The organism is Bradyrhizobium lupini (assembly GCF_040939785.1).
GTDB classification, from domain to species: domain Bacteria; phylum Pseudomonadota; class Alphaproteobacteria; order Rhizobiales; family Xanthobacteraceae; genus Bradyrhizobium; species Bradyrhizobium canariense_D.
On sequence record NZ_CP162553.1, the window covers coordinates 7,178,523 to 7,203,223 of the forward strand.

General features: G+C 64.8%; 21 protein-coding genes and 3 pseudogenes. 11 read left to right on the forward strand and 13 right to left on the reverse strand.

All coding sequences use genetic code 11. The features are described from left to right. Positions 1-16 precede the first annotated feature (16 nt). Positions 17-307, forward strand: a complete 291-nt coding sequence (locus tag AB3L03_RS34490; RefSeq protein WP_204511437.1) for a hypothetical protein — start codon at positions 17-19, stop codon at positions 305-307. A 53-nt stretch (positions 308-360) separates the two neighbouring features. Here the strand turns inward: AB3L03_RS34490 and AB3L03_RS34495 are convergent, their stop codons facing one another. Continuing rightward, positions 361-645, reverse strand: coding sequence for a hypothetical protein (locus tag AB3L03_RS34495; protein WP_018455258.1), 285 nt, complete (start codon positions 643-645; stop codon positions 361-363). Between the two features lie 282 nt (positions 646-927). Here AB3L03_RS34495 and AB3L03_RS34500 point away from each other — a divergent pair, with 282 nt between their 5' ends. Further along, the gene (locus tag AB3L03_RS34500; RefSeq protein ID WP_026232911.1) at positions 928-1,368 is read left to right on the forward strand and encodes a hypothetical protein; all 441 of its coding nucleotides are present in this window, start codon (positions 928-930) and stop codon (positions 1,366-1,368) included. 18 nt (positions 1,369-1,386) lie between these two features. On the opposite strand, the gene AB3L03_RS34505 is transcribed toward AB3L03_RS34500, so the two are convergent. After that, positions 1,387-2,229 (reverse strand): GNAT family N-acetyltransferase, encoded by an 843-nt coding sequence (locus tag AB3L03_RS34505; protein WP_368507924.1) that lies wholly within the window; start codon positions 2,227-2,229, stop codon positions 1,387-1,389. Between the two features lie 122 nt (positions 2,230-2,351). On the opposite strand from AB3L03_RS34505, the gene AB3L03_RS34510 reads away from it, so the two are divergent. Beyond that, entirely contained in the window at positions 2,352-3,056 is a 705-nt protein-coding gene (locus AB3L03_RS34510) for an SDR family oxidoreductase (protein ID WP_085384467.1), read from the forward strand. A gap of 266 nt (positions 3,057-3,322) precedes the next feature. After that, positions 3,323-4,142, forward strand: a pseudogene (locus AB3L03_RS34515) (outer membrane protein). Positions 4,143-4,212: 70 nt separating this feature from the next. Here the strand turns inward: AB3L03_RS34515 and AB3L03_RS34520 are convergent. Continuing rightward, positions 4,213-5,268 (reverse strand): serine hydrolase, encoded by a 1,056-nt coding sequence (locus AB3L03_RS34520; RefSeq protein ID WP_368507925.1) that lies wholly within the window; start codon positions 5,266-5,268, stop codon positions 4,213-4,215. A gap of 369 nt (positions 5,269-5,637) precedes the next feature. Here AB3L03_RS34520 and AB3L03_RS34525 point away from each other — a divergent pair, with 369 nt between their 5' ends. Further along, a complete protein-coding gene (locus AB3L03_RS34525) occupies positions 5,638-6,042 on the forward strand; it encodes a helix-turn-helix transcriptional regulator (protein ID WP_247377527.1) in 405 nt (134 codons plus the stop codon). A 2-nt stretch (positions 6,043-6,044) separates the two neighbouring features. Beyond that, positions 6,045-6,536 carry an SRPBCC family protein gene (locus AB3L03_RS34530; RefSeq protein ID WP_018455251.1) on the forward strand — a complete coding sequence of 164 codons (492 nt, stop codon included), beginning with the start codon at positions 6,045-6,047 and terminating at the stop codon, positions 6,534-6,536. A gap of 119 nt (positions 6,537-6,655) precedes the next feature. Here AB3L03_RS34530 and AB3L03_RS34535 read toward each other — a convergent pair whose 3' ends face one another. The 3 genes from AB3L03_RS34535 to AB3L03_RS34545 are packed head-to-tail and all read right to left on the reverse strand — an operon-like array spanning position 6,656 to position 9,788. Beyond that, the gene (locus AB3L03_RS34535; protein WP_368507926.1) at positions 6,656-7,876 is read right to left on the reverse strand and encodes an ABC transporter substrate-binding protein; all 1,221 of its coding nucleotides are present in this window, start codon (positions 7,874-7,876) and stop codon (positions 6,656-6,658) included. A gap of 22 nt (positions 7,877-7,898) precedes the next feature. Next, a complete protein-coding gene (locus tag AB3L03_RS34540) occupies positions 7,899-8,873 on the reverse strand; it encodes a Bug family tripartite tricarboxylate transporter substrate binding protein (protein WP_368507927.1) in 975 nt (324 codons plus the stop codon). Positions 8,874-8,909: 36 nt separating this feature from the next. Further along, a complete protein-coding gene (locus AB3L03_RS34545) occupies positions 8,910-9,788 on the reverse strand; it encodes an IclR family transcriptional regulator (RefSeq protein WP_368507928.1) in 879 nt (292 codons plus the stop codon). Between the two features lie 210 nt (positions 9,789-9,998). Between AB3L03_RS34545 and AB3L03_RS34550 the strand changes: the two genes are divergently transcribed. Continuing rightward, entirely contained in the window at positions 9,999-10,841 is an 843-nt protein-coding gene (locus AB3L03_RS34550; protein ID WP_018455247.1) for a hypothetical protein, read from the forward strand. A gap of 4 nt (positions 10,842-10,845) precedes the next feature. On the opposite strand, the gene AB3L03_RS34555 is transcribed toward AB3L03_RS34550, so the two are convergent. Both AB3L03_RS34555 and AB3L03_RS34560 read right to left on the reverse strand, forming a co-directional pair. Further along, on the reverse strand, positions 10,846-11,508 hold the full coding sequence (locus tag AB3L03_RS34555; protein ID WP_085384464.1) for a response regulator transcription factor: 663 nt from the start codon (positions 11,506-11,508) through the stop codon (positions 10,846-10,848). Then, the gene (locus tag AB3L03_RS34560) at positions 11,505-12,890 is read right to left on the reverse strand and encodes a HAMP domain-containing sensor histidine kinase (protein WP_018455245.1); all 1,386 of its coding nucleotides are present in this window, start codon (positions 12,888-12,890) and stop codon (positions 11,505-11,507) included. The genes AB3L03_RS34555 and AB3L03_RS34560 overlap by 4 nt, the downstream gene beginning before the upstream one ends. Before the next feature lie 190 nt (positions 12,891-13,080). Here AB3L03_RS34560 and AB3L03_RS34565 point away from each other — a divergent pair, with 190 nt between their 5' ends. Next, positions 13,081-13,950, forward strand: coding sequence for a DUF3280 domain-containing protein (locus tag AB3L03_RS34565; protein ID WP_204511427.1), 870 nt, complete (start codon positions 13,081-13,083; stop codon positions 13,948-13,950). A gap of 13 nt (positions 13,951-13,963) precedes the next feature. Here AB3L03_RS34565 and AB3L03_RS34570 read toward each other — a convergent pair whose 3' ends face one another. The 3 genes and pseudogenes from AB3L03_RS34570 to AB3L03_RS34580 form a co-directional block, all read right to left on the reverse strand. After that, positions 13,964-14,995, reverse strand: a complete 1,032-nt coding sequence (locus AB3L03_RS34570; protein WP_368507929.1) for an L-idonate 5-dehydrogenase — start codon at positions 14,993-14,995, stop codon at positions 13,964-13,966. Positions 14,996-15,021: 26 nt separating this feature from the next. Further along, positions 15,022-15,789, reverse strand: coding sequence for an SDR family oxidoreductase (locus AB3L03_RS34575; protein ID WP_368507930.1), 768 nt, complete (start codon positions 15,787-15,789; stop codon positions 15,022-15,024). Positions 15,790-15,800: 11 nt separating this feature from the next. Next, positions 15,801-17,001, reverse strand: a pseudogene (locus tag AB3L03_RS34580) (mandelate racemase/muconate lactonizing enzyme family protein). Between the two features lie 177 nt (positions 17,002-17,178). Here AB3L03_RS34580 and AB3L03_RS34585 point away from each other — a divergent pair. Further along, on the forward strand, positions 17,179-17,943 hold the full coding sequence (locus AB3L03_RS34585) for a GntR family transcriptional regulator (RefSeq protein WP_018455240.1): 765 nt from the start codon (positions 17,179-17,181) through the stop codon (positions 17,941-17,943). Positions 17,944-17,968: 25 nt separating this feature from the next. Further along, on the forward strand, positions 17,969-19,333 hold the full coding sequence (locus AB3L03_RS34590) for an MFS transporter (protein ID WP_085351341.1): 1,365 nt from the start codon (positions 17,969-17,971) through the stop codon (positions 19,331-19,333). 9 nt (positions 19,334-19,342) lie between these two features. On the opposite strand, the gene AB3L03_RS34595 is transcribed toward AB3L03_RS34590, so the two are convergent. Then, entirely contained in the window at positions 19,343-20,593 is a 1,251-nt protein-coding gene (locus AB3L03_RS34595) for an arsenic transporter (RefSeq protein WP_368507931.1), read from the reverse strand. A gap of 286 nt (positions 20,594-20,879) precedes the next feature. Beyond that, positions 20,880-23,358: pseudogene (locus AB3L03_RS34600) on the reverse strand (PAS domain S-box protein). A gap of 216 nt (positions 23,359-23,574) precedes the next feature. On the opposite strand from AB3L03_RS34600, the gene AB3L03_RS34605 reads away from it, so the two are divergent. After that, positions 23,575-24,645 carry a putative zinc-binding metallopeptidase gene (locus tag AB3L03_RS34605; protein ID WP_018455236.1) on the forward strand — a complete coding sequence of 357 codons (1,071 nt, stop codon included), beginning with the start codon at positions 23,575-23,577 and terminating at the stop codon, positions 24,643-24,645. Positions 24,646-24,701 lie beyond the last annotated feature (56 nt).

Here is a 24,701-nt window from a genome sequence, read left to right on the forward strand (position 1 = left end):
GAAGGTGAGGTGCAATATGAGGTTCATCGTACTTGCAGCAGGAATGAGCATCATGATGGCAATGGCAGCGAGGCCGGCCGGAGCCGGCGAGTCAGGTGACGGCCACACCACGATGGTTCAGGACGAGAACGGCACGTCCGTCATCACCCAGAGCGGCGATCCGGCGCAGGCTGAGGTCAAGATCGAGAAGGAGCCTGGGCGCACGACGGTCTATCGTCGCAGCGGCGGCAACACCGCCATTGTGACGCAGGGCACCGGAAATCCACAGGACATGCTGGACTGGCTACGCAAGCAGCAGGGCCGCTGACGCACGAAGGCCCATCGTCCGTGATGGACGATGGGCCTCATCGTGAGCGGGCGTTACCAGCTGCGATAGACGCCGGTCAGGGTGCCGTTGTTGTTGCCCTCCGGGCCGACATCGCCCTGCGTCGAGCTCGGCGCGGGATGGTTGGTGCCGTTGAGCGCACTGTAAGGTCCGGCCACATCAGGATAGTACGCGCGTGGCTGAACCGGTTGGTAAGCGGGGGCGGTGCGATCCCAACCCGCGCGGGATCCGTTCCAATCATAGCCCTGGGCCGAGGCGGCCGTCGTGCCCGCGACGAGGGAAGCCGTGATCAGGCAGAGGAGTTTCGATTTGTTCTGCATTGGAGATGCTCCTTGCTGGTGTCGGGAGCCAACGACCGCAGTGCGGGAGCGTTCCGGGTGTTGTCGGCCGAAGCGATCAACTCCGATCAACTGGTTATGAAGTCCGTTTCCCGGGAACACGAGCGACATCAGCCGGAATCCCGGGCGTCTTGCCGCAGCTTGTTCCCTGTTCATCCCGTGCCTTAACCAATAATTAATTATACGTTTGCGGGTGGGCGACAGCCCGGCCTAGCGTGCGGTGGGGAGCCGCTATTCGCGAAGCCAAACGAGTTGGTGCGTATCATGATGTCGAGATCATTTGGGGCGTTGCTCGCCTCGCTCAGCGCAGCCGCGCTGCTCCTTGCCCCCAGCGTCGGTTTTGCCAGGCCCGGTGGCACCGTCGCGCATGCCGCCACGCCTTCCGGTCCGGCGGCGCGTCCGCCGATTGCGCCGGGCGCCAGGTTCCGTGGCCGCAACACGCCCTGGGTCTACTGGCCGGGCGGCGGCGGGTTCTACTATGACAATGCTGGCTACGGCCAGCCTTTCGCCGAGACCGCCCAACCCGTCTCCAGCGACGTGCGCTACACCTATACGTACGACGTTCCCTGGGACTGGACGCATCGCTTCCCGCCCAACGTGGTGCCGTCAGACCGGCCCTACGTGCCGAGCTGTCCGACGGAGCAGGTCACTGTGCCCGGCCGCGGCGGCGGCGAGCACACCGTCAACATCATGCGCTGCTACTGAGCAGCGAGTTCGGCTCAGCTAGCCCAGCTCAAAACTGGTCACGCCGAAGACGCGGTCGGTCCGCAGCGGCGCGATCGGCCCCGTGTACATCCGCGCCGTCTCGAACACCGGCTTCAGCCCGAGTGATTCCACAAGCGCAATCGCCTCGCGATTGACGGCGGGGACGTCGAGGAAGATCTCGCCGCCGTTTGCGCTTTCCAGCAAGGCCTGCACGATCGCTTCCGCCGCCGCGCGGTCGTCGGCGACGAGCGGGCCGATCTTGCGGCCGATCCGGCACGGCCGGATCACGCCCCATGCAGCGAGCTTGCCGTCGCGCAGCAGCGCGCGCCCGACATGTCCTGATGTGCCGATCCAGGCACGCAGGAAGGCACTGCGCGGAGCCGGAAAAACCGTTGCATCGTCGCCTTCAACGAGCGCGAGCGGGATCGTGTCGAGCGCAACGACATCGGCGGGCGGCCTCGATGGCGCGGCGACGAAGCCGCCATAGCGGACATTGGCGTGAGCAAGCTGGAAGCCGGACTTTCTGTAATTGTCCTGCTGTGCCACGACGCCGTCGAGGCCGATCACGCGAGCGCCCGCATGCGCGATCGCCGCGTTCCACATGCGCAGGCCGTGGCCTCTGTCGCGAAAACCCGATCGCACGATGTAGAAGCCGAGAAACGCGAAGCGATCGTCGTAGTTGACGCAGGAGACGGTCGCGACCGGCTCGCCGTGGATCTCGCCGACGAAGAAGCCCTTCGCGTCCGGGATCGCGAAACAGGCGGCGTCGGAGAGGCCCGGATTCCAGCCCTCGGCCGCGGCCCAGTCGACGGCGATGGCGATCTCCTCGGGGCGCAAATTGCGGATCTCCAAATCGCTCATCTTTCAAGTCGCCTTCGACGGTGGACCTTCCGGCCGGTCCGGCGGTAGAAGGCCTCATGATAGGCCGGGCCCACGGCTCGCCTCCACGATATCACAAAGGATGATCGCTCATGGCAGCAGAGATGGCAGCAGAGAAGGTCGCACTCGTGACCGCCGGCGGCAGCGGCATGGGGGCAGGGGCTGCGCGCCGGCTCGCAGCCGACGGCTTTCGCATCGCCATCCTGTCTTCTTCCGGCAAGGGCGAGGCGCTGGCAGCCGAGCTCGGTGGGTTAGGGATCACCGGTTCCAACAAGTCGAACGACGATCTGAAGCGGCTTGTGGACGGGGCGCTTGCCCGATGGGGACGCATCGACGTGCTCGTCAACAGCGCGGGCCATGGGCCCCGGGCGGCGATCACCGAGATCACCGACGAGCAGTGGCACACCGGCCTCGACACCTATCTGCTCAACGTGATCCGTCCGACCCGGCTGGTGATGCCGATCATGCAGACGCAGAAGGGCGGAGCCATCATCAACATCTCGACCGCCTGGGCGTTCGAGCCGAGCGCGATGTTTCCGACCTCTGCGGTGTTCCGCGCCGGCCTCGCCGCCTTCACGAAGATCTTCACCGACACCCATGCCGCCGACAACATCCGGATGAACAATGTGCTGCCGGGCTGGATCGACAGCCTGCCGCAGCTGGATGCACGCCGCGACAGCGTGCCGATGCGGCGCTACGGCAAGGTCGAGGAGATCGCCGCGACGATCTCGTTCCTGGCGTCCGACGGCGCGGCCTATATCACGGGACAGAACATCCGCGTCGACGGCGGACTGACGCGTTCGGTCTGAGACGCGGAGCGTCGGATCGCGCGCGGGTTGTCGCGATGCGACAGTGGTGTGCGTCGCGCGTCACGGAGGAGGGATGACGCGTGGCCCTCCAGTCACACCCGTCACGCGTTCGCGTGCCGCACGGCTCACACTACGTCACAGTCCCTATGAACTTCGCCGCAGCCCAAGACGGCCAGGGACCGGCAGCCTATGCCCAATCTGCGCCGGACAACTTCCGCCCGCGCATTCGAAACGCGAGATCAATCGCGCGGGGCAAGGAGACTGGAATGAAGAAGTTTTTGCTGGCGGTTGCCGCGGTTGTTTTGGGCTCCGCATCCGTGCAGGCGGCCGACCTCGCGGCGCACTACACCAAGGCGCCAATGATGGCGACGGCCTACAACTGGACCGGCTTTTACGTCGGCGGCAATGTCGGCGGGCAATGGGGCAGCGCCGATCCGGCCACCTCGACCGCGTTCGATCCCGCCGGCTATTTCGCGGACACCAGTGTTACCGCGATTGCTGCAGTCGGCGCCCAGCGTGTCAACAGCTCCAGCGTCACCGGCGGTCTTACCGCCGGCTATAACTGGCAACTTAACAACGCCGTGCTCGGCCTGGAAGGCGATATCAACTATTTCGGCTTCAAGGGCAGTGCGACGGGTTCGGCGCTCTATCCGTGCTGCGCACCGACCGGCTTCACCGTGTCGTCGTCGGTCTCGGCCGACTGGCTCGCCACCATCCGCGGCCGCATCGGTTTCCTCGCTGCTCCGACCTGGCTGCTCTACGCCACCGGCGGTGCGGCGATCGCCGAGGTGAAGGGCATTTTCAACTTCGTGGACACGTTCGCTGCGGCGACTGAGTCGGCCGCGTTCCGCGACACGCTTGGGCTGGACCGCAGGTGTCGGCACCGAATATGCCTTCGGCGGTGGCTGGTCGCTCAAGGCGGAATATCTCTACGTCGACCTCGGACGCAGCACCGTGACCAGCACCAATCTGCTTGGCGGCGCGTTTCCGACCAACGTCTTCACCCACTCGGTCGATCTCAAATCGAACATCGTGCGCGTCGGCGTGAACTATAAGTTCGGCGGACCCGTCGTTGCCAGGTACTGAGCATTCCCGTTCCGACCTGGGCGTGGAAAGCCCGGCTTAGCCGGGGCTTTCTGTTTTTCGCTAGGCGGATTCAGTGCGATGCCACCAGATGCGCCAATGCTGGCAGGATCCTGTAGCGCGCGATCTCGTGCGGATATTCGCCCCGATTGGCGAGCAGGACGATCCCGATCCGCTGCGCCGGCACCAGGCCGATATAGCCAGAGGCGTTGTTGAGCCCACCCGGCTTGTCGACGACGGTGACGCCCGGCAGACGCACCGTCTCCCAGGCCATTCCCTGCCCAAACTTGTCGTCGACGCGGAAAATCTCGTGCTGCGTCATCCGCAGGGCCTCGCGCAAGTGAGGCTCGGTCGACCGCCCATCGACGCAGGCCGCAACGAATGCGGCGAGATCTCGCGGCGAAGAAAACATCTGGCCGGTGCCGGGGAAATCAAAATAACTCTGCTGGTTGCCGATGGGGCCGATTGCCATGCCCTGATCCGAGTAGCCCTGGACCGCGAGCTGCATCCAGGCGTCGTCCATGACGGCACGGCTGTCCTCGCCGCGTTCGGGCACGGAGGTCGCATTCATGCCGATCGGCTTGAGGATGTGTTGTTCAAACAGGGTTGCGATCGGAGCGCCGTAACAGCGCTCGAGCACGAGTTGAAGCAGCACGTAGCCGGCGTGGCTGTAGACGCGCTGCTTGCCGGGCGCTTCGCCGGCTTGCGGTCTCCAGCTGTTGAACATGTCGATGAGCTGCGCGCGGGAAAACGTGTCGCTCGGCCACGGCGGATGATCGGTCGGCAGCAGCATGCCTGAGGTGTGCGTGACGAGTTCGCCGACAGTGATGCGGCGAACATAGTCGCCGGTGAGCTCCGGCTGATATTTCGCCAGACGATCGTCGAGCCGCAGTTCGCCGCGGAGGGTGCCGAGCGCAACCAGCGTCGCCTCAAACGGCTTGCGTAGGGAACCGAGGTTGAACAGCGTGTCCGGCGTGACCGGCCTTCGCGTGGCGCTGTCGGCAAAGCCGTAATTGAAGTACTCGACATGGCTGCCGGCATAAAGTGCAGCGGCGAGACCGCCCGGCTGGTCCGGCGTCGCGGTCGGCGTCAGTTCGTTCGCAACGATGTCGCGCATCTGCGCGATCATGTCGGAATCCGCGGCGGCCCCGCGCGGCCATGCAAGCGCAAGGGGAACGAGCGCGGCCCGGGCGAGCGCCCGTCGGGTGAGATACGATGAGGTGACAACAGACGACACGGCTCTGGCGCAAGATTCGATGCGCCCCCAGTCCCTTGTAGCGGGAAGGGCCGATCGTCCCTATTCACGATTGCGCGTGGTGGGTTCCGCGCGAATGGTCCGTTAGCCCGGATGGAGCGAAGCGCAATCCGGAAAGTGCCGCAGCCGAGCTAGCGGCCCCGATTCGCTTCCCTTCATCCAGGCTACCAGTCGGCGAATTTAACTTAGCTAATTGGCTAACAATTGTTGACGCGAGATCATGGCAGCCCTATAGTTAGCCCCATGGCTAACCAACTATCCCGGCTCGATCAGGTTTTCGCGGCCCTTGCCGATCCCACCCGGCGGGCGATCGTGATGCGGCTCTGCGCCGGCGAGGCGTCGGTCGGCGAACTCGCCGATCCCTTCGCGATGGCGCTGCCGAGCTTCATGAAGCACATCCATGTGCTGGAGACGAGCGGTCTCGTCCTGTCGGAGAAATCCGGTCGCGTGCGCACCTGCCGCCTCAGTCCTGACGCGCTCCTCACTGCGGAGGACTGGTTCCAGCACCAGCGTGCGATCTGGGAGGCGCGGCTCGATCGCTTCGAAACCTATGTGATGAAGCTGAAGAAAGAGCGGGCGGCTGCCAAACGGCCGACCAAGACAAGTAACAAGACGATCGACAAGACAACCAGACGGAAAGGTTCCTGACGATGACGAATTCTGCCAATCCCGCTCTGTCGCAATGGTCGCTCGACCGTGAGATCGTGATGTCGCGCGTGATCGACGCGCCGCGCGATCTGGTGTTCGAAGCGTGGTCCGACCCGAAGCATCTGCCGCAATGGTTCGGCCCGAAGGGCTTCAAGCTCGAGACCTTCGAGATCGACGTGCGGGTCGGCGGCGTCTGGCGCTTCAACATGATCGGCCCGGACGGCACGGTCTACCCGAACCGCATGCGCTTTCGCCGCATCGAACGGCCGTCGCTGATGGAGATGGATCACGGTACCGACCAGGACGAGGATCCCGGAATGTTCCGTTTCACCGTCACCTTCGCCGAGCAGAGCAACGGCAAGACGGTTCTGATGATGCGGCAGCTGGCGTCGAGCGCGGCGCAGCGCGACGGCATGATCAACTTCGGTGCCGTCGAATACGGCTACCAGACACTCGACAAGCTCGCGGCCTATGTGAGTGGGATGAAGAGGTAGGGCGAGCAGCCACTTCCCTCTCATGCGGAGGAGGCCGCGGAGCGGCCGCCTCGAAGCACGAGGACCATTGGTGAAGCCTTCATTCTTCAAGGCGCGCGCCCCTCGGGATGAGGGGCGCTTCATTCCTTCGCGTCGTCCGTGACGATGTCGCCGAGTTTCTGCCAGCGCTGGCCGTCGAACTGCACCATCTGGAACTGCTTGTTGACGCGGTAGTCCGTCGGCGTCGTCGTCACCGAGATGCCCGGCAGCGTCAGGTCGAGTGCGATGTTGTTCAGGCTGGCGGCCTGGCGCATCACGTTCTCGCGCGTGAGATCGTCGCCGCATTGCTTCAGCACCTGCACCAGCAGCTGCGCGGTGATATAGCCGTAGACGTTCAGGTTCGAATCCTTGTCGCCCTCCGGGTAGTACTTGGCCATGAAGGCGAGATATCGCTTCATGCCGGGATCGTCCTTCCATTCGGGATCGGCTGAATCCTTGACATAACCGACGCTGACGACGCCCTTGGCGTTGTCGAGTCCGGCAGGTTTCAGCACCGCGCTGACCGAGGAGGCGTTGATGTCGATGATGTGCAGCGGCTTCCAGCCGATCTCGGCCACCTTCTTGATCGCCTGCGCGGCCTGTTTCGGCGTGGTGGCGCTGAACAGCACGTCGGCACCGGCATCCTTCAACCGCAGGATCTGCGAGTCGATGGTCGGCTCGGTGATCTCGTAGGACGTCTCGGCGACGATCATCTTCGCTTTGTCACCGAGACCTGCCTTGAAGCCGGCGAGGTAATCGTTGCCGAGATCGTCGTTCTGATAGAGCACGCCGATCCTGGCGTTCGGATGGTTCTTCAGAAGATATTGCGCGTAGATCCGGCCCTCGACGAGGTAGGACGGATTGAAGCCCATGGTCCAGGGGAAGTTCTTCGGATCGGTGAAACGCGCCGCGCCCGTTGCCGCGAAGAGCTGCGGGACCTTCTTGGCGTTGAGATATTTTTGCACGGCGACATTGGGCGCCGTGCCAATGATCTGGAAGGTCAGCAGCACCTCGTCGCTTTCGACAAGCTTGCGGGTCTGCTCAACCGTCTTCGGAGGCGAATAGGCATCGTCATACTGGATCAGATTGACCTTGCGGCCGTTGACGCCGCCCTGGTCGTTGATCATCTTCATGTAGGCGGCCTGGGTCTTGCCGATGACGGCATAGGCCGAGGCCGGCCCGCTGAGCGGGACGGTCTGGCCGACCTTGATCTCGGTGTCGGATGCGCCGGGATCGTATTTCTTCTGGGCCTGTGCCGCCGGGATCGATAGCGCGAGAAGGATCGCGACTGCCGCGACACGTTTGAGAAGTACGTTTTTCATTTCCATTCCCTGTTCGTGACTGTCACTCGCCCTTGAGGCCGGCCTCGCGGATCAGCCCGGTCCACTTTCTTATTTCGTTGTCGATGAACTGGCCGAATTCGGCCGCGGTGCCCGCGCGCACTTCGAGGCCCTGGGCCGTCAGCTTGTCCTTGATCGCCGGCTCGGCCAGCGCGCGCAAGACTTCGGCCTGCAGCTTGTCGACGATCGCCCGCGGCGTCGTCGAAGGCGCCATGAAGCCGTACCAGCCGGCCGCGGCCACGTTGGGAAAACCCTGCTCGCGCAGGGTCGGCGCCTGCGGGTAAAGCGCGCTGCGTTCGGCCGAGGCGACGCCGAGCACGATGAACTTGCCGCTCTGGATGTAGGGCAGTGCGGTCGGCAGCGCCGTCAGCGTGGCATCGACGCGGCCGGCGAGCAGCTCGGTGTAGGACGCCGCATCGCCACGGAAGGGAATGTTGAGCCCCTTGACACCGGCATCCCTGAACAGGAGTTCGCCGGCAAGATGCGGCTGCGATCCGGCGCCGGGTGAGGCGAAGGTCAGGCCATCCGGCTTCGATTTGCCGTAGGCGATCAATTCGGGGAGCGTCTTGAACGGCGCGTCCGCGCTGATGATCAGGAACAGTGGCGCGATCACAGCCATCGCGACGGGCTGCAGATCCTTGCGCTCATAGGTCAGCTTGCCGAACAGCGCTTCGGCGGTCGCATAGGGGGCCGCGACATAGAGGAGGGTATAGCCGTCGCCCGGCGCATGCGCGACCGTGTCGTTGGCGATGCGCGTGCCGGCGCCCGGCTTGTTCTCGACGATGAATTGCTGGTGCAGGTTGCGGCCGAACTCTTCGGCCAGCAGCCGCAGCGAGATGTCGTTGGAGCCGCCGGGCCCGTAAGGCGAGATCAGCCGCACCATACGCGACGGCCAGGCGTCCTCAGCGCGTGCGGCGAATGGAAGTCCGGATATCGAAAGAGCGAGGGTGCCAAAAAATGTTCGCCGTGTGATGGTCATGGTGGCCTCCCGATGGCGGAGCGCCGATTCTCTTGCTCATCGCCTGGCGCTCTTCTTGTTCTGCTTTTGTGTTTCGGTCGCCGGTGCCGCCCCAATCATGGTGCGAATGCTGTCGGCAAGAGCGGCAATGCGCGGGCCGATCTCGCCCTCCAGCTGGCCGGGCTGGAGCCGGAATGCGGGGATGCCGCAATTGATCGAAAAGGCCTGCTTCGCCTCACGCGCATGAAACAGCGGCGCGGCGACGGCATGGATCGAGGCGATGTACTCGCCGAAGCAGGTGCAGAAGCCGCGGCTGGCGCATTGTGCAAGGCCGGCGCGGTAGGTCTCGCGGAAGGCCGACCACAGCTCGGTGTCCTCGCTTGCAATGCGCTCTTCGAGCAGCGCGGCATCGGCCTGCGGCAAGGTCGCCGCCGCGGCACGGCCCATCGCCGTCATCACCACGGAAATGGGCATGCCGATGTCGGGGACGTGCGGGCCGACGTCGCCGGAGCGCGCGGTCTCGACATAGATCATGGAGGTCGCATCGAGCAGGCCGATCGAGACCGTGCCGCGCACGCTTTGCGCGAGCTCCTGCATCATGGGCCGCGCGACCTGGCGGAACTGCATGTCGGCGAGCAGCGGATGCGCCATGCGAAGGGCGCGCGCGCCGACGCGATATTTGGCGCGTTCGGAATCGTAGCGGAGGTAGCCGAGCTCGGCGAGCGTATGCGTCAGCCGCGCCACCGTTGGACGCGGAATCCCGGTCAGCGTCGACAGCTCCATGTTGCCGAGCTGCGTCGCTCCCGCCTTGAACGCTTCGAGCACCACGAGACCCTTTGCCAGCGTCGTCGCGAACGCGGCGTCGTCGATGCTGTCCGCCAGCACGGCGGCAGCGGACGAGGAGGCGCGGATCGGTTTGGACGCGGTTTTGGCCATCCAGGATTAATGAACCCGGTCGGGGCGGTTGTCCAATAGATTCATAAAATTGTATTTTGTGTCCACTATCCGGACACGCGGCGGCGTTGCCCGTGCGGATAAAATGTGCGCGACGAGCTCCGCCGCACACAGATTCTCGTCGTGATTCCGTGGGTTGTTGTGACAGGATTACTACGGCTGAATGTCATATCGATTACAGCGGAGCGATTCATGTTGCAGTGGCAGGCGCGGACAAATCCCCTCGCGTGGTGGTGGGGGTCCCTGACGCTGGTCAGTGCTGCCAACATTCTCGCCTGGTTCATGCTGTACCGCGCGTTCTATCCCACGTCCGCCGGCAGCATCAGTGGCGGCTCCGACATCGGACTGATGTTCCTGCTCTGCGCCGGCTATGTCTTCGGCTGCGCCTTCCGCTCGTTCCTGCCGCGCGCCGACGTGCAGCGCATCTGTCTGTTCGACACCTGGCTCTCCAGCGTCTTCGTCGGCCGCACGGTCGCGACCGTGGCCGAACTGTGCTTCGCGGCGCAATGGGCGGTCATCCTGCATCAACTCGGGACCATGACGGGCGCCGAGACGGTTGTGAACATCGCGTGGGTGATCGTGCCCATCATCATCATCGCGGAGTGCTTCTCCTGGTATGCGGTGGTGACGACAAACTTCCTTTTCAACGCGATCGAGAACTCGCTGTGGGCGGTGACATTCTTCCTCGCGGGCATCGCGCTGTGCCGGCTGATGCCGGAATTCCAGGGGCCGGTGCGCTGGGCGCTGATTGCCGGCATCGTCGGCATCGCCTGCTTCCTGGCCTTCCTCGTCACCGTCGACGTGCCGATGTATCTCAGCCGCTGGCGGGCAGGGTATGAAGAGGGCAACCGGTTGCTCGGCTTCCTCGAAGGCCTGCATGACGTCTCGACGCGCTGGGTCGTGACCCACGACATCGCGCACTGGAAGGGCGAGCTGACCTGGATGTTCCTGTATTTCACCGCCGCCGTGTGGTCGAGCCTTGCGCTTTGTGCGCTCTACGCGATGGAAGGCTATCTCACGCGCTATCTGGCTTGAGCAATCAGGCCTCGCCGAGATCGACCTCCGTCAAGATGCCCTGGCGCAGCGCCAGCCGGACCAGCTCGATGTCGGATCCGACGCCGAGCTTGTCCTTGATCAGGGAATGCAGGTTCGCCACCGTCTTCGGGCTGACATGGAGCGTCTCGGCGATCTCCTCTGTCGTATTCTCGGCGAGCAGCAGCCGCAGCACTTCGAATTCGCGCGGCGTGAGGACGTCGGCGGCAGAGCTTTCCCCGGCCAGCCGGCTCAGCGCGAGCTCATGGTCGATGTCGGGGCTGATTGCGATCCTGCCGGCGAGCACGTCCATCACGGCGCGCACCAGCGTCTCCGGCGGACTGGTCTTGGTGACGTAGCCCCTGGCGCCGGCGCGGATCGCCTGCACGGCAAAGCCGGCATTCTCGTGCATGGTGAAGACGAGGATCCTCGCGCCCTTGTCCCACTGCCTGATGCGCCTGACCGCCTCGATGCCGCCGATGCCGGGCATGCTCAGATCCATGATGACGAGGTCGGGCGCCTCCGATTTGTAGAGACGATAGGCCTCGGCGCCGTCGGCGGCTTCGGCGATGACGCGAAGTCCCGGCTGCTTCTGGAGCACGGAGCGATAGCCCTCGCGGACGACGGAATGGTCGTCGACCAGCAGAATGGTCGCGCCGGCCGCGCTCATGCGGCGTGCTCCAGCGGCGGCCGATCGGCGGCTGCGAGCGGAATGACGACGCGCAGTGCGGAGCCGCCGTTCGGCTTGGCCTCGAAGCTCAATTGGCCGCGCAAGGCCGCGACGCGCTCGCGCATGCCGAGCAGGCCCATTCCGGATTTCGCGACGGGATCGGTCGCGCGTCCGTCATCGTCGATCGCAAGCGCGATCTCGCTCGCCCCCATCGTCAATTCCAGGCTGACCCGCGTGGCGACGGCATGCTTGGCGGCATTGGTGAGCGCCTCCTGCACGATCCGGTAGAGGCTGGCGCTGATCGTGGCCGGCAGGGTCTCGAATGCGCCGTCGAACCGGATCGAGAAGCGCGTCTCGCCGCGGCTGCGCCCGTTCCAGCCCGCGACCAGGCCTTCGAGGCTGGCGACGAGCCCGAGCTCCTCGACATCCGGCGGCCGCAGCCGGAACAGTGTGCCGCGCAACGTCTCCATCATGCCGGTTGCGGTCCGCGCGATGCCGTCGCATTCGCCAAGCAAGGAAGGGCAGTCCTGCGCGGCGGTCTGGCGGGCGGAGGAGGCGAGCGCCCGGATGGCGGCGAGCGACTGGCCGAACTCGTCATGCAGCTCGCGCGCGAGATGGCGGCGCTCCTCGTCCTGGAGCGCGATCAGCTTCCGCGTCAGCTCGCTGCGTTCGGCAAGTGCGGTCTCGAGGCTTTCGGCGAGATGGTTGAAGCCGTCGCGGATCGCGGAGAGCTCGGCAAGGTCGAACGGCGGCAGCCGCGTGGTGAGGTCGTTGGCGGCAATCCGCTCCAGGCCGGTGCGGATCATGCGGGTGGGGCGCAGCGCGCGTGCCAGCGCGGCGTAGACCAGGGCGCAGAGCAGCGGCAGCGCGATCGCCAGCGCCAGCATCAGGCGGCCGGCCTCGTGCCAGGCCTCCGCCGTCTGCACGGCCGGCTCGACCGAGACCACGGCGTCGCCAAGCTTCGCTCCGCGCACGATCACAGGCCGTGCCGCTTCGCGGCCGGGGTCGAACAGGCTGCGATAGAAGGCCGTGAAGGCTTGCGGCGGTGGGTTTGCCGGGGCGGGCGCGCCGCTGCAGAAGCGCTGGAGGATGTCGCCGCTCGTGCCGCGGAATGCCAGGCACAGGCCGGGCGTCATCACATAGGCCGAAACGGGGTCGAGGTTGGGAAAGTCCGAGCGCGGGCTGGCGACCCACTGGATCTTGCCCTGCTGTAGCTCCAGCGTCTTGGCGACGATGGCGGCGATGTCGTCGAGGCGCGCATGCGCCGCGCGGTCGGCCGTAATCAGGAAATAGGCGGAGATAACGGCGAAGCAGGCGGCCGATATCGCGGCCACGCGCAACGTCAGACGGACTTTGAGATCGAACCTCGGGCGGTTCCACATCGGCGGGCACCTGGTGCGAACGGGTTGTCGCGCCCGCATTAAACGGCAGAACGCACCTAGCGCAAAGCCGTCAGGCGTGAGTGCGGTGCACCGTCGTGAAATTTTCCCGGTCATCGCCGGGACCGGCGCTGCTGCGAGCCCTGATTACGCCGTCCAGATTGTGCGCCGCTCCGTCATACGAGGCACATTTATGCACCTGCGCCGGTTGATCCTCTCAGTCTGTCTCCTTGTCGTCCTTCCGGCTTATGCGCTCGGTGCCGAGACTGCCGTCGGCGTCGCCATGGACGATTTCAGTTATACCGATACGTCAGCGGAGCCTGCCAACCAGACCGCCGCCCACGAGCGACGGCTGGCGGCCTTCATGGCTGCGCTCCGGCAAGATATCGGCGGAGACCGGCGCTACCGGCTGGTGCCCTCGGCCCAGGACGGCGCGGCGTTCAAGGTGATCGGCGGCATCCAGAAGACGAGCACACTGGTGCAATGGGCCAAGGTCGCCGTGATCGACGTTGGCGCCAGGAAGGTCGTGATGGACAAGCTCTACACCTTCCGCGGCGACAATGATGAATCATGGGAGCGTGCCGAGATCTTCGTGTCCCGCGAGATCATGGCCGCGCTCGGCGCACCCGCGCCGATCGCGCTGGCGGTGTTCGAATTCGAGCTCGAGGACAACACCGCGGCGCCGGCCGCCGGTCTCGCGGCCGCAGATGCATTCTATCTGGCCGAAGTGACCGGCAGTGTGCGCGATGCCCTTGGCCAATCCGGCCGCTACCGCCTCGTCGATGTCGGCAGCGCGAACGAGGAGGCGGTAAAGGCACGCGCTTTACGCGACTGCGGCGGCTGCGAAGCGGCGATGGCGCAAGGGCTCGGTGCGGATCAGTCTCTGATCGGGGTGGTGCGGCGGGTCAGCCGCACCGAATACACGCTCGGCTTCCAGGTGCGCGATGCCAGGACCGGCGCGGTGCTGGCACGCGGCGACAGCGGCCTGCGCCTGGGCGCGGACTATTCCTGGAAACGGGGCGCCGTGCGGCTGGTCAGCGACCGGCTGATCGAGAACCAATAGCAGCGCTCATCGATCAGAACGTCAATTGCACCTTCATCGACTGCGAGCGGTCGCTGGCGAGCTCGAACGCTGCGACCGCGTTCTCGAACGGCATGGTCGCCGTGATCAGCGGCTTGACGTCGATTAGGCCTTCGCACATCAGCCGCACCGCCAGCTCGAATTCGGGATCGAAGCGGAAGGTGCCGCGGAGCTGCAATTCCTTGGCGACGATGGAGTTGATCGGCAGCGTCATTTCGCCGCCCAGGCCGAGCTGCACCAACGTGGCCCTGGGCCTGAGCACGTCGAGCGCGGTGCGGAGTGCGGCCTGGTTGCCCGAGGCTTCGAACAGCGTGTCGAACACACCCTTGCCGGTGCGCCACGGATCGAGCGCCGTCGCGCCGGCCGCGACATTGATGGCGTAAGTGGCGCCGAGCTTTTTGGCGACCGCAAGCGGCGCCTCCGCGACATCGGTGACCACGATCTCGGCCGCGCCGCCGAAGCGCGAGACCAAAATCATCAGCGCGCCGATCGGGCCGCAGCCGGTGATCAGCACGCGCTTGCCGAGCAGGGGCCCGGCCTGCTTGCCGGCATGCAGGCACACCGCGAGCGGCTCGGCGACCGCGGCTTCCGCCAGCGATAGCTTGTCGGCGATCGGAACGGCCTGCGCCGCATCGACCGTGATGAATTCGCGAAAGCCGCCCTGCACATGGGGAAAGCGCATCGCGCTGCCGAGGAAGCGCATGTCGAGGCACTGGTTGCGCATGCCTTCCTGGCAATGCAGGCACCGGCCGCACGGCTTGCTCGGATTGACCGCGACCCGAGTGCCCGGCTTCACGTTCGTGACGCCGTCACCGATGGCTGCGACCACGCCGGCGATCTCGTGCCCCAGCGCCATCGGTTGCTGGATGCGCACGACACCGAAGCCGCCGTGATGATAGTAGTGCAGATCGGAGCCGCAGATGCCGCCGTTCGCGATCTTGACGCGGACTTCGCCCGGACCGGGCGCTGCATCGGGGTAGCTATCGATCCGCAGATCTTTCGGTGCGTGAATGACGACGGCGCGCATGGTTAGCTCCCTCAGCGTTTCGCGGCTCACATCGCAGCGATCATGCCGCCATCGACATAGATGATCTGGCCGTTGACATAGGTCGAGGCATCCGAGGCCAGGAAGATCGCAGCGCCCACCAGCTCGTCCGGTCGGCCCCAGCGCTTGGAGGGAACGCGGCCCATCAGCCAGTTGTTGAAGTCGGTGTTGTTGACCAGCGCCTCGTTCATGTCGGTCAGCATGTAGCCGGGGCCGATCGCGTTGGCCTGGATGCCGTGCTGGGCCCATTCCACCGCCATCGAGCGAGTCAGGTTCTTGATGCCGCCCTTGGCAGCGGTGTAGGGCGCAATCGTGGGACGCGCGAGCTCGCTGCCGAGCGAGCCGATATTGATGATTTTGCCGTACTTGCGCGGGATCATGCGCTTGGCCGCCTCGCGGCCGATCACGAAGGCGCTGGTGAGGTTGGTCTCGATCACCTTGCGCCACTCGTCGGTGGTGAACTCCACCAGCGGCTTGCGGTGCTGGATGCCGGCATTGTTGACGAGGATGTCGACCGCGATGCCCCTCTTGTCGAAGTCGTTGAAGGCGGCGACGATCGCAGGCTCGTCGGTGACGTTGAAAGCGGCGCCTTCGGCCTGGTGGCCGGCGGCGCGAAACTCGGCGACGGCCTGCTCGACACGCTTGGGATCGACGCCGTTGACGATGATCCTGGCGCCGGCCTTGGCCATGCCCTCGGCAATGGCGCGGCCGAGACCGCGGGAGGAGCCGGTCGCGAGCGCGGTGCGGCCGGAAAGGTCGAAGAGGGCGGTGCTCATCTCAAGAATCCTCAGACGTTGGAACGGCGCACGGTCAGATCGGAGCGGTCGAAGACGGCAGGCAGAAGGTCGACGCCGAGGCCGGGGCCTTCCATTGGATAGACAAAACCATCCTTGATCGTGGGCATGGTGGTAACGAGCTCATTGTACCAGCCCTTGTAGAAGGCGCGCACCGATTCCTGGATCAGCGTATTGGGCTGGCTGAACGACATGTGGATGGCGGCGATGAAGCCGATCGGGCCGATGCAGTCGTGCGGTGCGAAGGGCCGGTGATAGGTCTCGGCCATCGCCGCGATCTTGCGGCCCTCGGTGAGGCCGCCGGTCCAGCACAGATCCGCCATCACCACATGCATAGCGTCGCGGTCGAGCATGTCCTTGTAGGGGAAGCGCGACCCCAGCGTCTCGCTGGCGCAGACCCAGACGTCGGTGCAGCGGGCATATTCGGCCAGCGCCTGCGGCGAGTTCATACGGATCGGGTCTTCGTACCAGGTCGGCTTGTAGGGCTCGAGCGCGCGCGCGATCTGTTTTGCGGTTGGCAGGTTCCACAGCGAGTGAAGCTCGACCATGATCTCCATCTTGTCGCCGACCGCCCTTCGGATCTTCTCGAACGGCTCGATCGCCTGCTTCATCTGCGCGGCGGAGATGTAGAGACCCTTGTTCTCCTGCGCCGCCGGATCGAACGGCCAGATCTTCATCGCGGAGATGCCGCTCTCCAGCAGGTTTTTCGGCAAGCGCGTCGGCGCGGTGCATGAAGCCGTCGAGGTCTTCGTAGGGACTCTTGGCAGCGCCAAGATTCCAGTTCGCGACCGGGCTGATATTGGTGGAGCGGACATATTGGGTGCCGGCGCAGGTGTTGTAGATGCGCTGCTTGTCGCGGCAGAGGCCGCCGAGCATCTGGTGGACCGGCTGATTGCAGACCTTGCCGAACAGGTCCCACAGCGCGATGTCGATTGCCGAGGCCGCGCGATATTCGACGCCGGTGGACGACTGCGCCATCGGCAGGTTCAGCATGTCGCGATGGATCGCCTCGATGTGCAGCGGATTGCGGCCGAGCAGGCGGCCGGCAAAGGTGTCGTGGATCTGCGCCTCGACTGCGCCGGCGCCGTAAAAGGTTTCGCCGAGACCGATCATGCCCGTGTCGGTGTGGACGCGCACCCAGATGACGTTGGAGAATTCTTCGGTGCGCAGCGTCTCTATCGACGTGATTTTCACGGCAACTCCTCCCGTCGCAGGCGCGCGCAGCGCCGTCTTGTTGTCATTGCGCACCGCAACATGGTGCGGGCAGGCGTCAAGTCTTACGCCCGCTTGTAATATATCACAACATGTTTTAGGGATATCACCAACAAGGCGCCATCCAGCAACGACGGCGCGGGCTGAGGGAGAGACGGCATGGCAACGCGCAAGCGCGCGCTCGAGGTGGTGAGGAACGACGACGGCGAGGGCAAGCCCTTCCGACGCAACCGTCTCAACTTCTTCGAGCTCGCCTACCAGAGGATCGAAGAGCTGCTCGTCCATTGCGAGCTCAAGCCAGGCCAGTTCATGACAATGCTGGAATTGCAGCACATCACCGGCTTCGGCCGTACGCCGGTTCATCACGCCGTCAATCGTCTCTCCGCCGATACGTTGATCATCATCCGACCGCGCCACGGTCTGCGCATTGCGCCGATCGATCTGGCACGCGAGCGCATGCTGCTGGCCTTGCGCCGCGACATGGAGCGCTTCGTGATCCGGCTTGCGGCCGATCGCGCCAGCCTCTCGCACCGCAATCAGGCGCTGCATATTGAGCGCCTTTTGCGCGAGCGCCGCGCCACTCTGACCCTCGACGAGTTCAACAGTATTGACCGCCGCATCGACGCGCTGGTGCTGGAGGCGGCAGGCGAGCCGTTTCTGGTGCACACGCTACGGCCGTTACACACGCTGTACCGGCGCATCGGCTACATCCACCACCGGTTCATGCCGGGACAGGCCGAACTGTCAGGCACGATCGATCGTCACCTCGCCATTCTCGCCGCGGTCGCCGGCCGCCGCGTCGAGGACGCGGTGAAGGCGAGCGATGCACTGATCGACTACATGGGCGAGATGTTCACCGGCATGGAGGTCGGGATCGACCCGCGCCTGCTCGATTGCAGCATCGAGCCGCTGCTTGGCACGTAAGAAAGTTTTGAAGAGAGGACCAAAGATGTCGACGATGGCGATGCCACAACCGACCGCGAGCGAAGCCGCGGTCCGCTACCTCATCACGAACTACAGTCCCAAGGGCAACAAGGTCGGCTGGCTGATGATGGCCTCGATCCTGGTCGAAGCCTGGGATCTCTATTCGATCGCCTTCGTGCTGATCTTCATCAAGGAGCAGTTCAATCCCGATCCGCTGATGCTGGGCCTGGCCGCGGCCGGTACGCAAGGCGGCGCCCTGATCGGTGCGCTGCTCGGCGGCTGGCTCTCCGACAAGATCGGCCGCCGCGTCATGTTCCTGGTGACGATGGTGCTGTTCATCGTGCTGGCGCTGGCGCAGGCCTTCGTGCCCAATGTGTTCTGGCTCGTCGTGATCCGCTTCTTGCTCGGCGTTCCGCTCGGTTCGGACATCTCGACCGGCTACACCTACATCATGGAATCCATGGCCAAGGGTGAGCGCGAAGTCATGGGCAACCGCTGGCAATTCATGTTCGCGGTCGGTGAGGTCCTGACGATCGGCGTCATCGTGATCTTCCTGCTGCTCGACATCAACCACGAAACGCTATGGCGGGTGACGCTCGGCCTCGGCGCGCTGCCGGCGCTGATCATCCTGATCATGCGCCACGACGTGCCGGAGACGGCGGTCTGGCTGGTGCAGAAGGGACGCTACCGCGAGGCCAAGCAGGTCGCGCGCGAGATGTTCAACGACGACCTCGCCATGCTGCCGGACCATGACGTGGAGGTGCCCAAGGTGTCCACCCGCGACTTCCTCGCCGACCTCAAGAAGGATCCGATCCGCTGGCGCGCCACGATCTACGGCTGGATCGCCTGCTTCGCGCAGGCCAGCGAGTTCTCGACCTTCGCGTTCTACCTGCCGGTGCTCTTCGTGATGGTCGGCGTGTCGAGCGTGCTCGGCATCAATCTGGTGACGATGGCGCTGTTCTCCTTCGCTGCCGTGTCGGGCTGGGTCGGTCCGCTGCTGACCCCGAAAATCGGCCACCGCGGCATCTCGATCGCGGGCTTCTCGATCGTGCTGGTCTCGCTGCTGGTCGCGGCCTTCGCGCTCTACACCGACAACAAGATCCTGCTGCCGTTCGCGGCTGCCGCGATGCTGTGGGGCCATTATTGGGATGCCTCCAACTGCATGACGATCCCGACCATGGTCGCCAAGCCGAAATATCGCGGCACCGCCAGCGGCTTCGCCTACATGTTCGTGAAGCTGCCGTCGTTCCTCGCGATCTTCCTGTTCCCGTCGTTGTTCGCGGCGATTGGGCAGGCGAATGCCACGCTGTTCGTCGCGATCTTCCCGCTGATCGGATTACTTGCCGCAATCTTCATCCTGCCGGAAGTCTACGGCTACGAGAACGACTGATCTCGCAAGTTACCAGATCGCGGCCGCCAAGGCCGCGATCAGGGCCGGCGGCGTCACGAGCAGTCCGAGCTTGAGGAACGGCCAGGCGCCGACTTCGATCTTCTCCCGCCGCAGCGCCACCAGCCACAGGATGGTGGCGAGCGAACCGGTCACCGACAGATTGGGACCGAGATCGACGCCGATCAGGATGGCGCTCACGACCGGCGCGGGCAAGTGATCGCTGGCGGCGACCGAGCCGGCAACGAGACCGACGGGAAGATTATTGGCGATGTTGTCGGCGACCGCGGTGGCGATGCCGACGCTCCAGGCCGCCTTCGTCACGGATTGTCCGACAGCTTCATGCAGCAGCGCGCTGAGCTGCCCGATCACGCCGGTCTTGATCAGCGCTTCCACCATCACGAACAATCCGCCGACCAGCGGCAGCACGCTCCAGGAGACGCCGCGCAGCACGGGGAGCGGCGATTGCCGGTTGAGCAGCAGCACGATTGCGGCTGTCACCACGCCGCAAACGAAGGTCGGCAGGCCCAATTGCTTGTCCAACGCGGAGGCCGTGACCAGCACGACGCCGATCGCCACGATGCCGATGGCCGTCAGCTTGCCGCCGCGGCCGAGCTTGGGATGCGGCACTCTGCGCGCGATCGTCTCTTCCTTCAGGGCGCGGTGCTGGGTCAGGCGCAGCACGACATAAGTCAGCAGGATCGAGGCCGCCGAGGGCAGGGCGAACAGCCGCAGCCATTCGGTAAGCGCAGGCATGTGGGCGCCGAACACGACGAGATTGGCGGGGTTGGAGATCGGCAGCACGAAGCTCGCGGCATTGGCGATGAAGGCGCAGACGAAGAGATAAGGCAGCGGCTTGGCGCCGGCCGCACGCGTCGCGGCATAGACGGCGGGGGTCAGCACGATCGCGGTGGCGTCGTTCGAGAGCAGGACGGTGACGAGCGTGCCGACAATGTAGATCAGCAGGAACAGCCGCTGCGGCGAGCCGCCGGCATGTTCCACGGCGAGCGCTGCGAGATAGTCGAACAGGCCTTCGAGCCGCGCCAGCTCGGCGATCAGCATCATGCCGATCAGGAAAAGATAGACATCCACGCCTTTCTCGATGCCGGTGAGCGCATCCCGCCAGGGCAGCAGACCGAACAGCACGAGCGCACTGGCGCCGATGATGGCCCAGATCGCCTCCGGCAGGCGAAAGGGCCGGATGATGACGCCTGCGGTCGCGACGACGATGATGCTCCAGGCCCAGATGGCGTTAGACGGCACGTTCGATCCTTGAGATGTGTCGGTTCATTCGGCAGCGATAGCGGAAGCCGATGTCGATGTCTTCCCCCCGCGAGCGCGGACGGCTATCTGCGATTGCCGCGTCTCGGCCCGAGTTTCAGTCCACAATGTTGTTCAAAAGCCCGTTGGGTTGGAGCGGCACGATAGCGCCGTCATTGCGAGGAGCGCAGCGACGAAGCAATCCAGACTGTTTCCGCGGAAAGATTTTGGATTGTTTCGCTGCGCTCGCAACTACGGAGTTTGTGGCAGCTTCGTGCGACCATAACACTCATCGCGCCATCGACGGCTTTGCCGTGATTGCCTTCCGCAAGATGCGCGACAGCGCTTCGACCGAATACGGCTTCTGGATCAGCTCGAAACCGCGATCGGCGTTCTCGGCGAGAACGTTGCTGTAACCAGAGGTGAGCACGACGGGCAGGCCCGGATAGCGTTCGCGGATGATGCCGGCGAGCTCGACGCCGTTCATGCCGGGCATGATGACGTCGGAGAAAACGAGATCGACGGCGAACTCGTTCTCGCCGAGAATGGCGAGCGCCGCATTGGCGTTGGCGGCGCGGCGGACGACATAGCCGAGGTCTTCCAGCAGCTCGGTGGAGAACCGGCCGACCTCGTCGTCGTCTTCCACCACGAGCACGCGATAGCCGCGCCCGGTGGCCGCGGCCTCATAGGTCAGCGCCGCGGCTTTCCTGATCTGTCGCGGGGCTGTGCGCCCGCGGCAGATAGATGGTGAAGGTCGCGCCTTCACCATGCGTGCTCGTCACGGCAATGTCGCCCTCGGACTGCTTTGCGAAGCCGAAGGCCTGGCTCAGGCCGAGGCCGGTGCCCTTGCCGACCTCCTTGGTGGTGAAGAACGGCTCGAAGATGGCTTCGATGTTTTCGGGCGCGATGCCGCTGCCGGTGTCGGCAACGGAGATCGCGACATAGTCGCCGCCGCGCGCCGGTTGCGTGCGGAGGTCGGGGATTCCCTGAACTTTCCGGACCGCTATGGTGAGACGGCCTTCGCCGTCCATGGCGTCGCGGGCGTTGATGGCGAGGTTGATTAGCGCGGTCTCGAATTGCGCGATATCGGCGACCGTGAAGCAGTCGCCATCGTGAACCTCCACCGCGATTTCGATGCGGCCGCCGACCAGCGGCCGGACCAGTTGCGCCACGCCTTCAACCTGGCTGCCGACGTTGAAGATCTGCGGTTTCAGCGGCTGCCGGCGCGCAAACGCCAGCAGCTGGGCGGTCAGCTTGGAGGCACGCTCGACGGTGTCCGAGATAGCATCGACATAGCGGCGACGGCGCTCCTCCGGCAGCTCGCGGCGGCGCAGGAAATCGGTGGCCGAGCGGATGATGGTGAGCAGATTGTTGAAGTCGTGCGCGACGCCGCCAGTGAGCTGGCCGATCGCCTCCATCTTCTGCGATTGCCGCAACGCTTCCTCGCCGCGGCGACGCTCGGTGATGTCCACAGCCTCAGGCACCGCGCCGGTGATGTTGCCGTGGCGGTCGAGCACCGGGCGCATGCCGAACTCGAAATCGCGCTCCCCGATGGGAAGGCGCAGGCGCATCTCCATCCGCACGGCTTCGCCCTTGAGCACGGTGTCGAAGGCCTCGCGCACTCGTGCGCCCATGCCCTCCGTCGTGCTGAACCAGGGCGTCTGCCACAACGGCTTTCCGATCACATCCGCAGGGCTCGCCTTGATGGCGTCGAGCACGGTCGTGTTGGCGTAAAGCAGCTCGCCACTGAGATTGACGAGGCCCTGATACTGGTTGCTGGTCTCCAGGATGGCGCGCAGCCGCGCCTCGTTGGATTCGAGTTCGGCGGTGCGCTGGACGATGCGTTCTTCCAGCGTCTCGTTGAGCTGCCGGAGCTCGATCTCGGCCTGTTTGGCCACCGTGATGTCATGGGCAACGCCGATGAAGCCGATATGCCTGCCGGTCGGGTCCCAGCGCGGCTGCGATTCCGAACGCAGCCAGCGCCATTCGCCGGCGGCGTTCTTGTAGCGGGCTTCCAGCACGAACGGTTTGAGTGATGCTTCGCCCTGAACGGATTGCTGTAGCACGTGGGGCAGGTCGTCCGGATGCAGCACCTTGCGCCAGTCGAAGGCAATGGCCTGGTCGTAGGGCAGGCCGACGAAATCGACATAGGCCTGGTTGGCGAAGGACCGTGTGCGGTCGAGTTTGGTGACCCAGATCGGCACCGGGGCGCTGTCGGCGATCAGCCGGAAGCGCTCTTCGCTCTCGCGCAGGGTCTCACGCACCAGCATCTGGTCGGTGACGTCGATATGGGCGCCGACGAGGCGAAGGGCGCGGCCGCCACCGTCCCGCTCGATCTTGGCGACGACGCGGATCCAGCGGGTCTCGCCGTCGCTGGGGCGGATGATGCGGTATTCTGCGGTATAGTCCTCACTGGTGCCGGACAGCGCTTCGATGAAGTGCTTCACCGTAGCGTCCCGGTCGCCGGGATGAATGCGATTGATCCAGTCCTCGTGCGACTCGTCGGCAGCTTCCGGCGGCAGGCCGTGAAGCATCAGATATTCCGGCGAACGGCGGTTCTTGAAGCCTTCGCGGAAATCGACTTCGAGACCGCCGACCTTGCCGATGCGCTGGATGCGCGCAAGTTCGGCTTCGCGCTCCTGGAGCGCGCGATAGGCGTTGTCGCGCTCGCGCGCAACATCTTCCAGGTGCTGGCGCAGCTTTTCGGCGGCGATGGTCTCGGGCAAAGGATCGTTCAAGGCGTTGGCCGTTGTGATGCGAGAGCGCACGTGGCGGACCGATATTCACACAGACGTAGCGCGATGGCCATTGCTCAGAGGGAATATGGAAAGAAAGGCGTCGCCGGATGCAGTATGGTGGGCATGAGCGAACGCCAAGGTCTGGCTATTTGTTCCGAACATTGGAACGATGAGCCCGCCGCGCGCGTATCCGCGAGGCGCCACAACTGTCATTCCCAAAAGCTCCCTTTCCGAAGAGGCTAAATCTTGAAGCTTTTTGTCTGCCAGGCCTGCGGCAACGTCCTCTATTTCGAGAACCGCACCTGTGAACGCTGCGGCCATCGGGTCGCGTTCCTGCCGGAGAAGGAGACGATGTCGGCGATCGAGCCCGACGGAGAGGTCTGGGCCACGCTCGCCGACAAGGGCAGCGGACGCATGCCGTGCCGTAATGCCGAATATGATTCCTGCAACTGGCTGACGGATGCAGGTGATACCACCGGCTATTGCCGCGCCTGCCGGCATAACGGCGTCGTGCCGGATCTGTCGGATCAGGCGCAACTCGCCGGCTGGCGCGAGCTGGAGATGGCGAAGCACCGGCTGTTCTATTCCCTGATCCGCTGGAAGCTGCCGCTCCAGACCCGGCAGGACAATCCCGAACATGGCCTGATCTTCAATTTCCTCGCCGACGATCCGCAGAGCGGGCAGAAGGTCCTGACCGGCCACGACAACGGCCTGATCACGATCGCGCTGACCGAGGCCGACGACATCGAGCGCGAGCGGCGCAGGCTGGAGATGGGCGAGCCCTACCGGACGCTGCTCGGGCATTTCCGCCACGAGGTCGGGCACTATTTCTGGGACGTGCTGGTGCGCGACGGCGGCATGCTGGACGAATGCCGCGCTGTGTTCGGCGACGATTCCGCCGATTACGGTCAGGCCTTGCAGCGCCACTATGCCGAAGGCGCCCCGCCGGACTGGCAGCAGAACTACGTTTCTGCCTACGCGACCACGCATCCCTGGGAAGATTTCGCCGAGACCTGGGCGCACTATCTTCACATCGTCGACACTCTGGAGATGGCTAGCGAGTTCGGCATGGAGGTGCGGCCCAAGGTGGACCGCGACGGGGAGTTGACGGCGCGCATCCGCTTCAACCCGTACGAAGCGAGGGACGTCGAGGCCATCGTCAACGCATGGCTGCCCTTCACCTTCGCCATGAACAGCGTCAACCGCGCCATGGGCATGCGCGATCTCTATCCGTTCATCCTCTCGCCGGTCGTTGTCGACAAGCTCGGCTTCATTCACGGCTTGGTCCGGAACGTGGGCAAGGCCGGGAAGCCGTAGGCCGTCCGGGGCCTGTCAGGCCCGTTTCGGTCTTGCTTCGGTCTTGCGCTGGTACG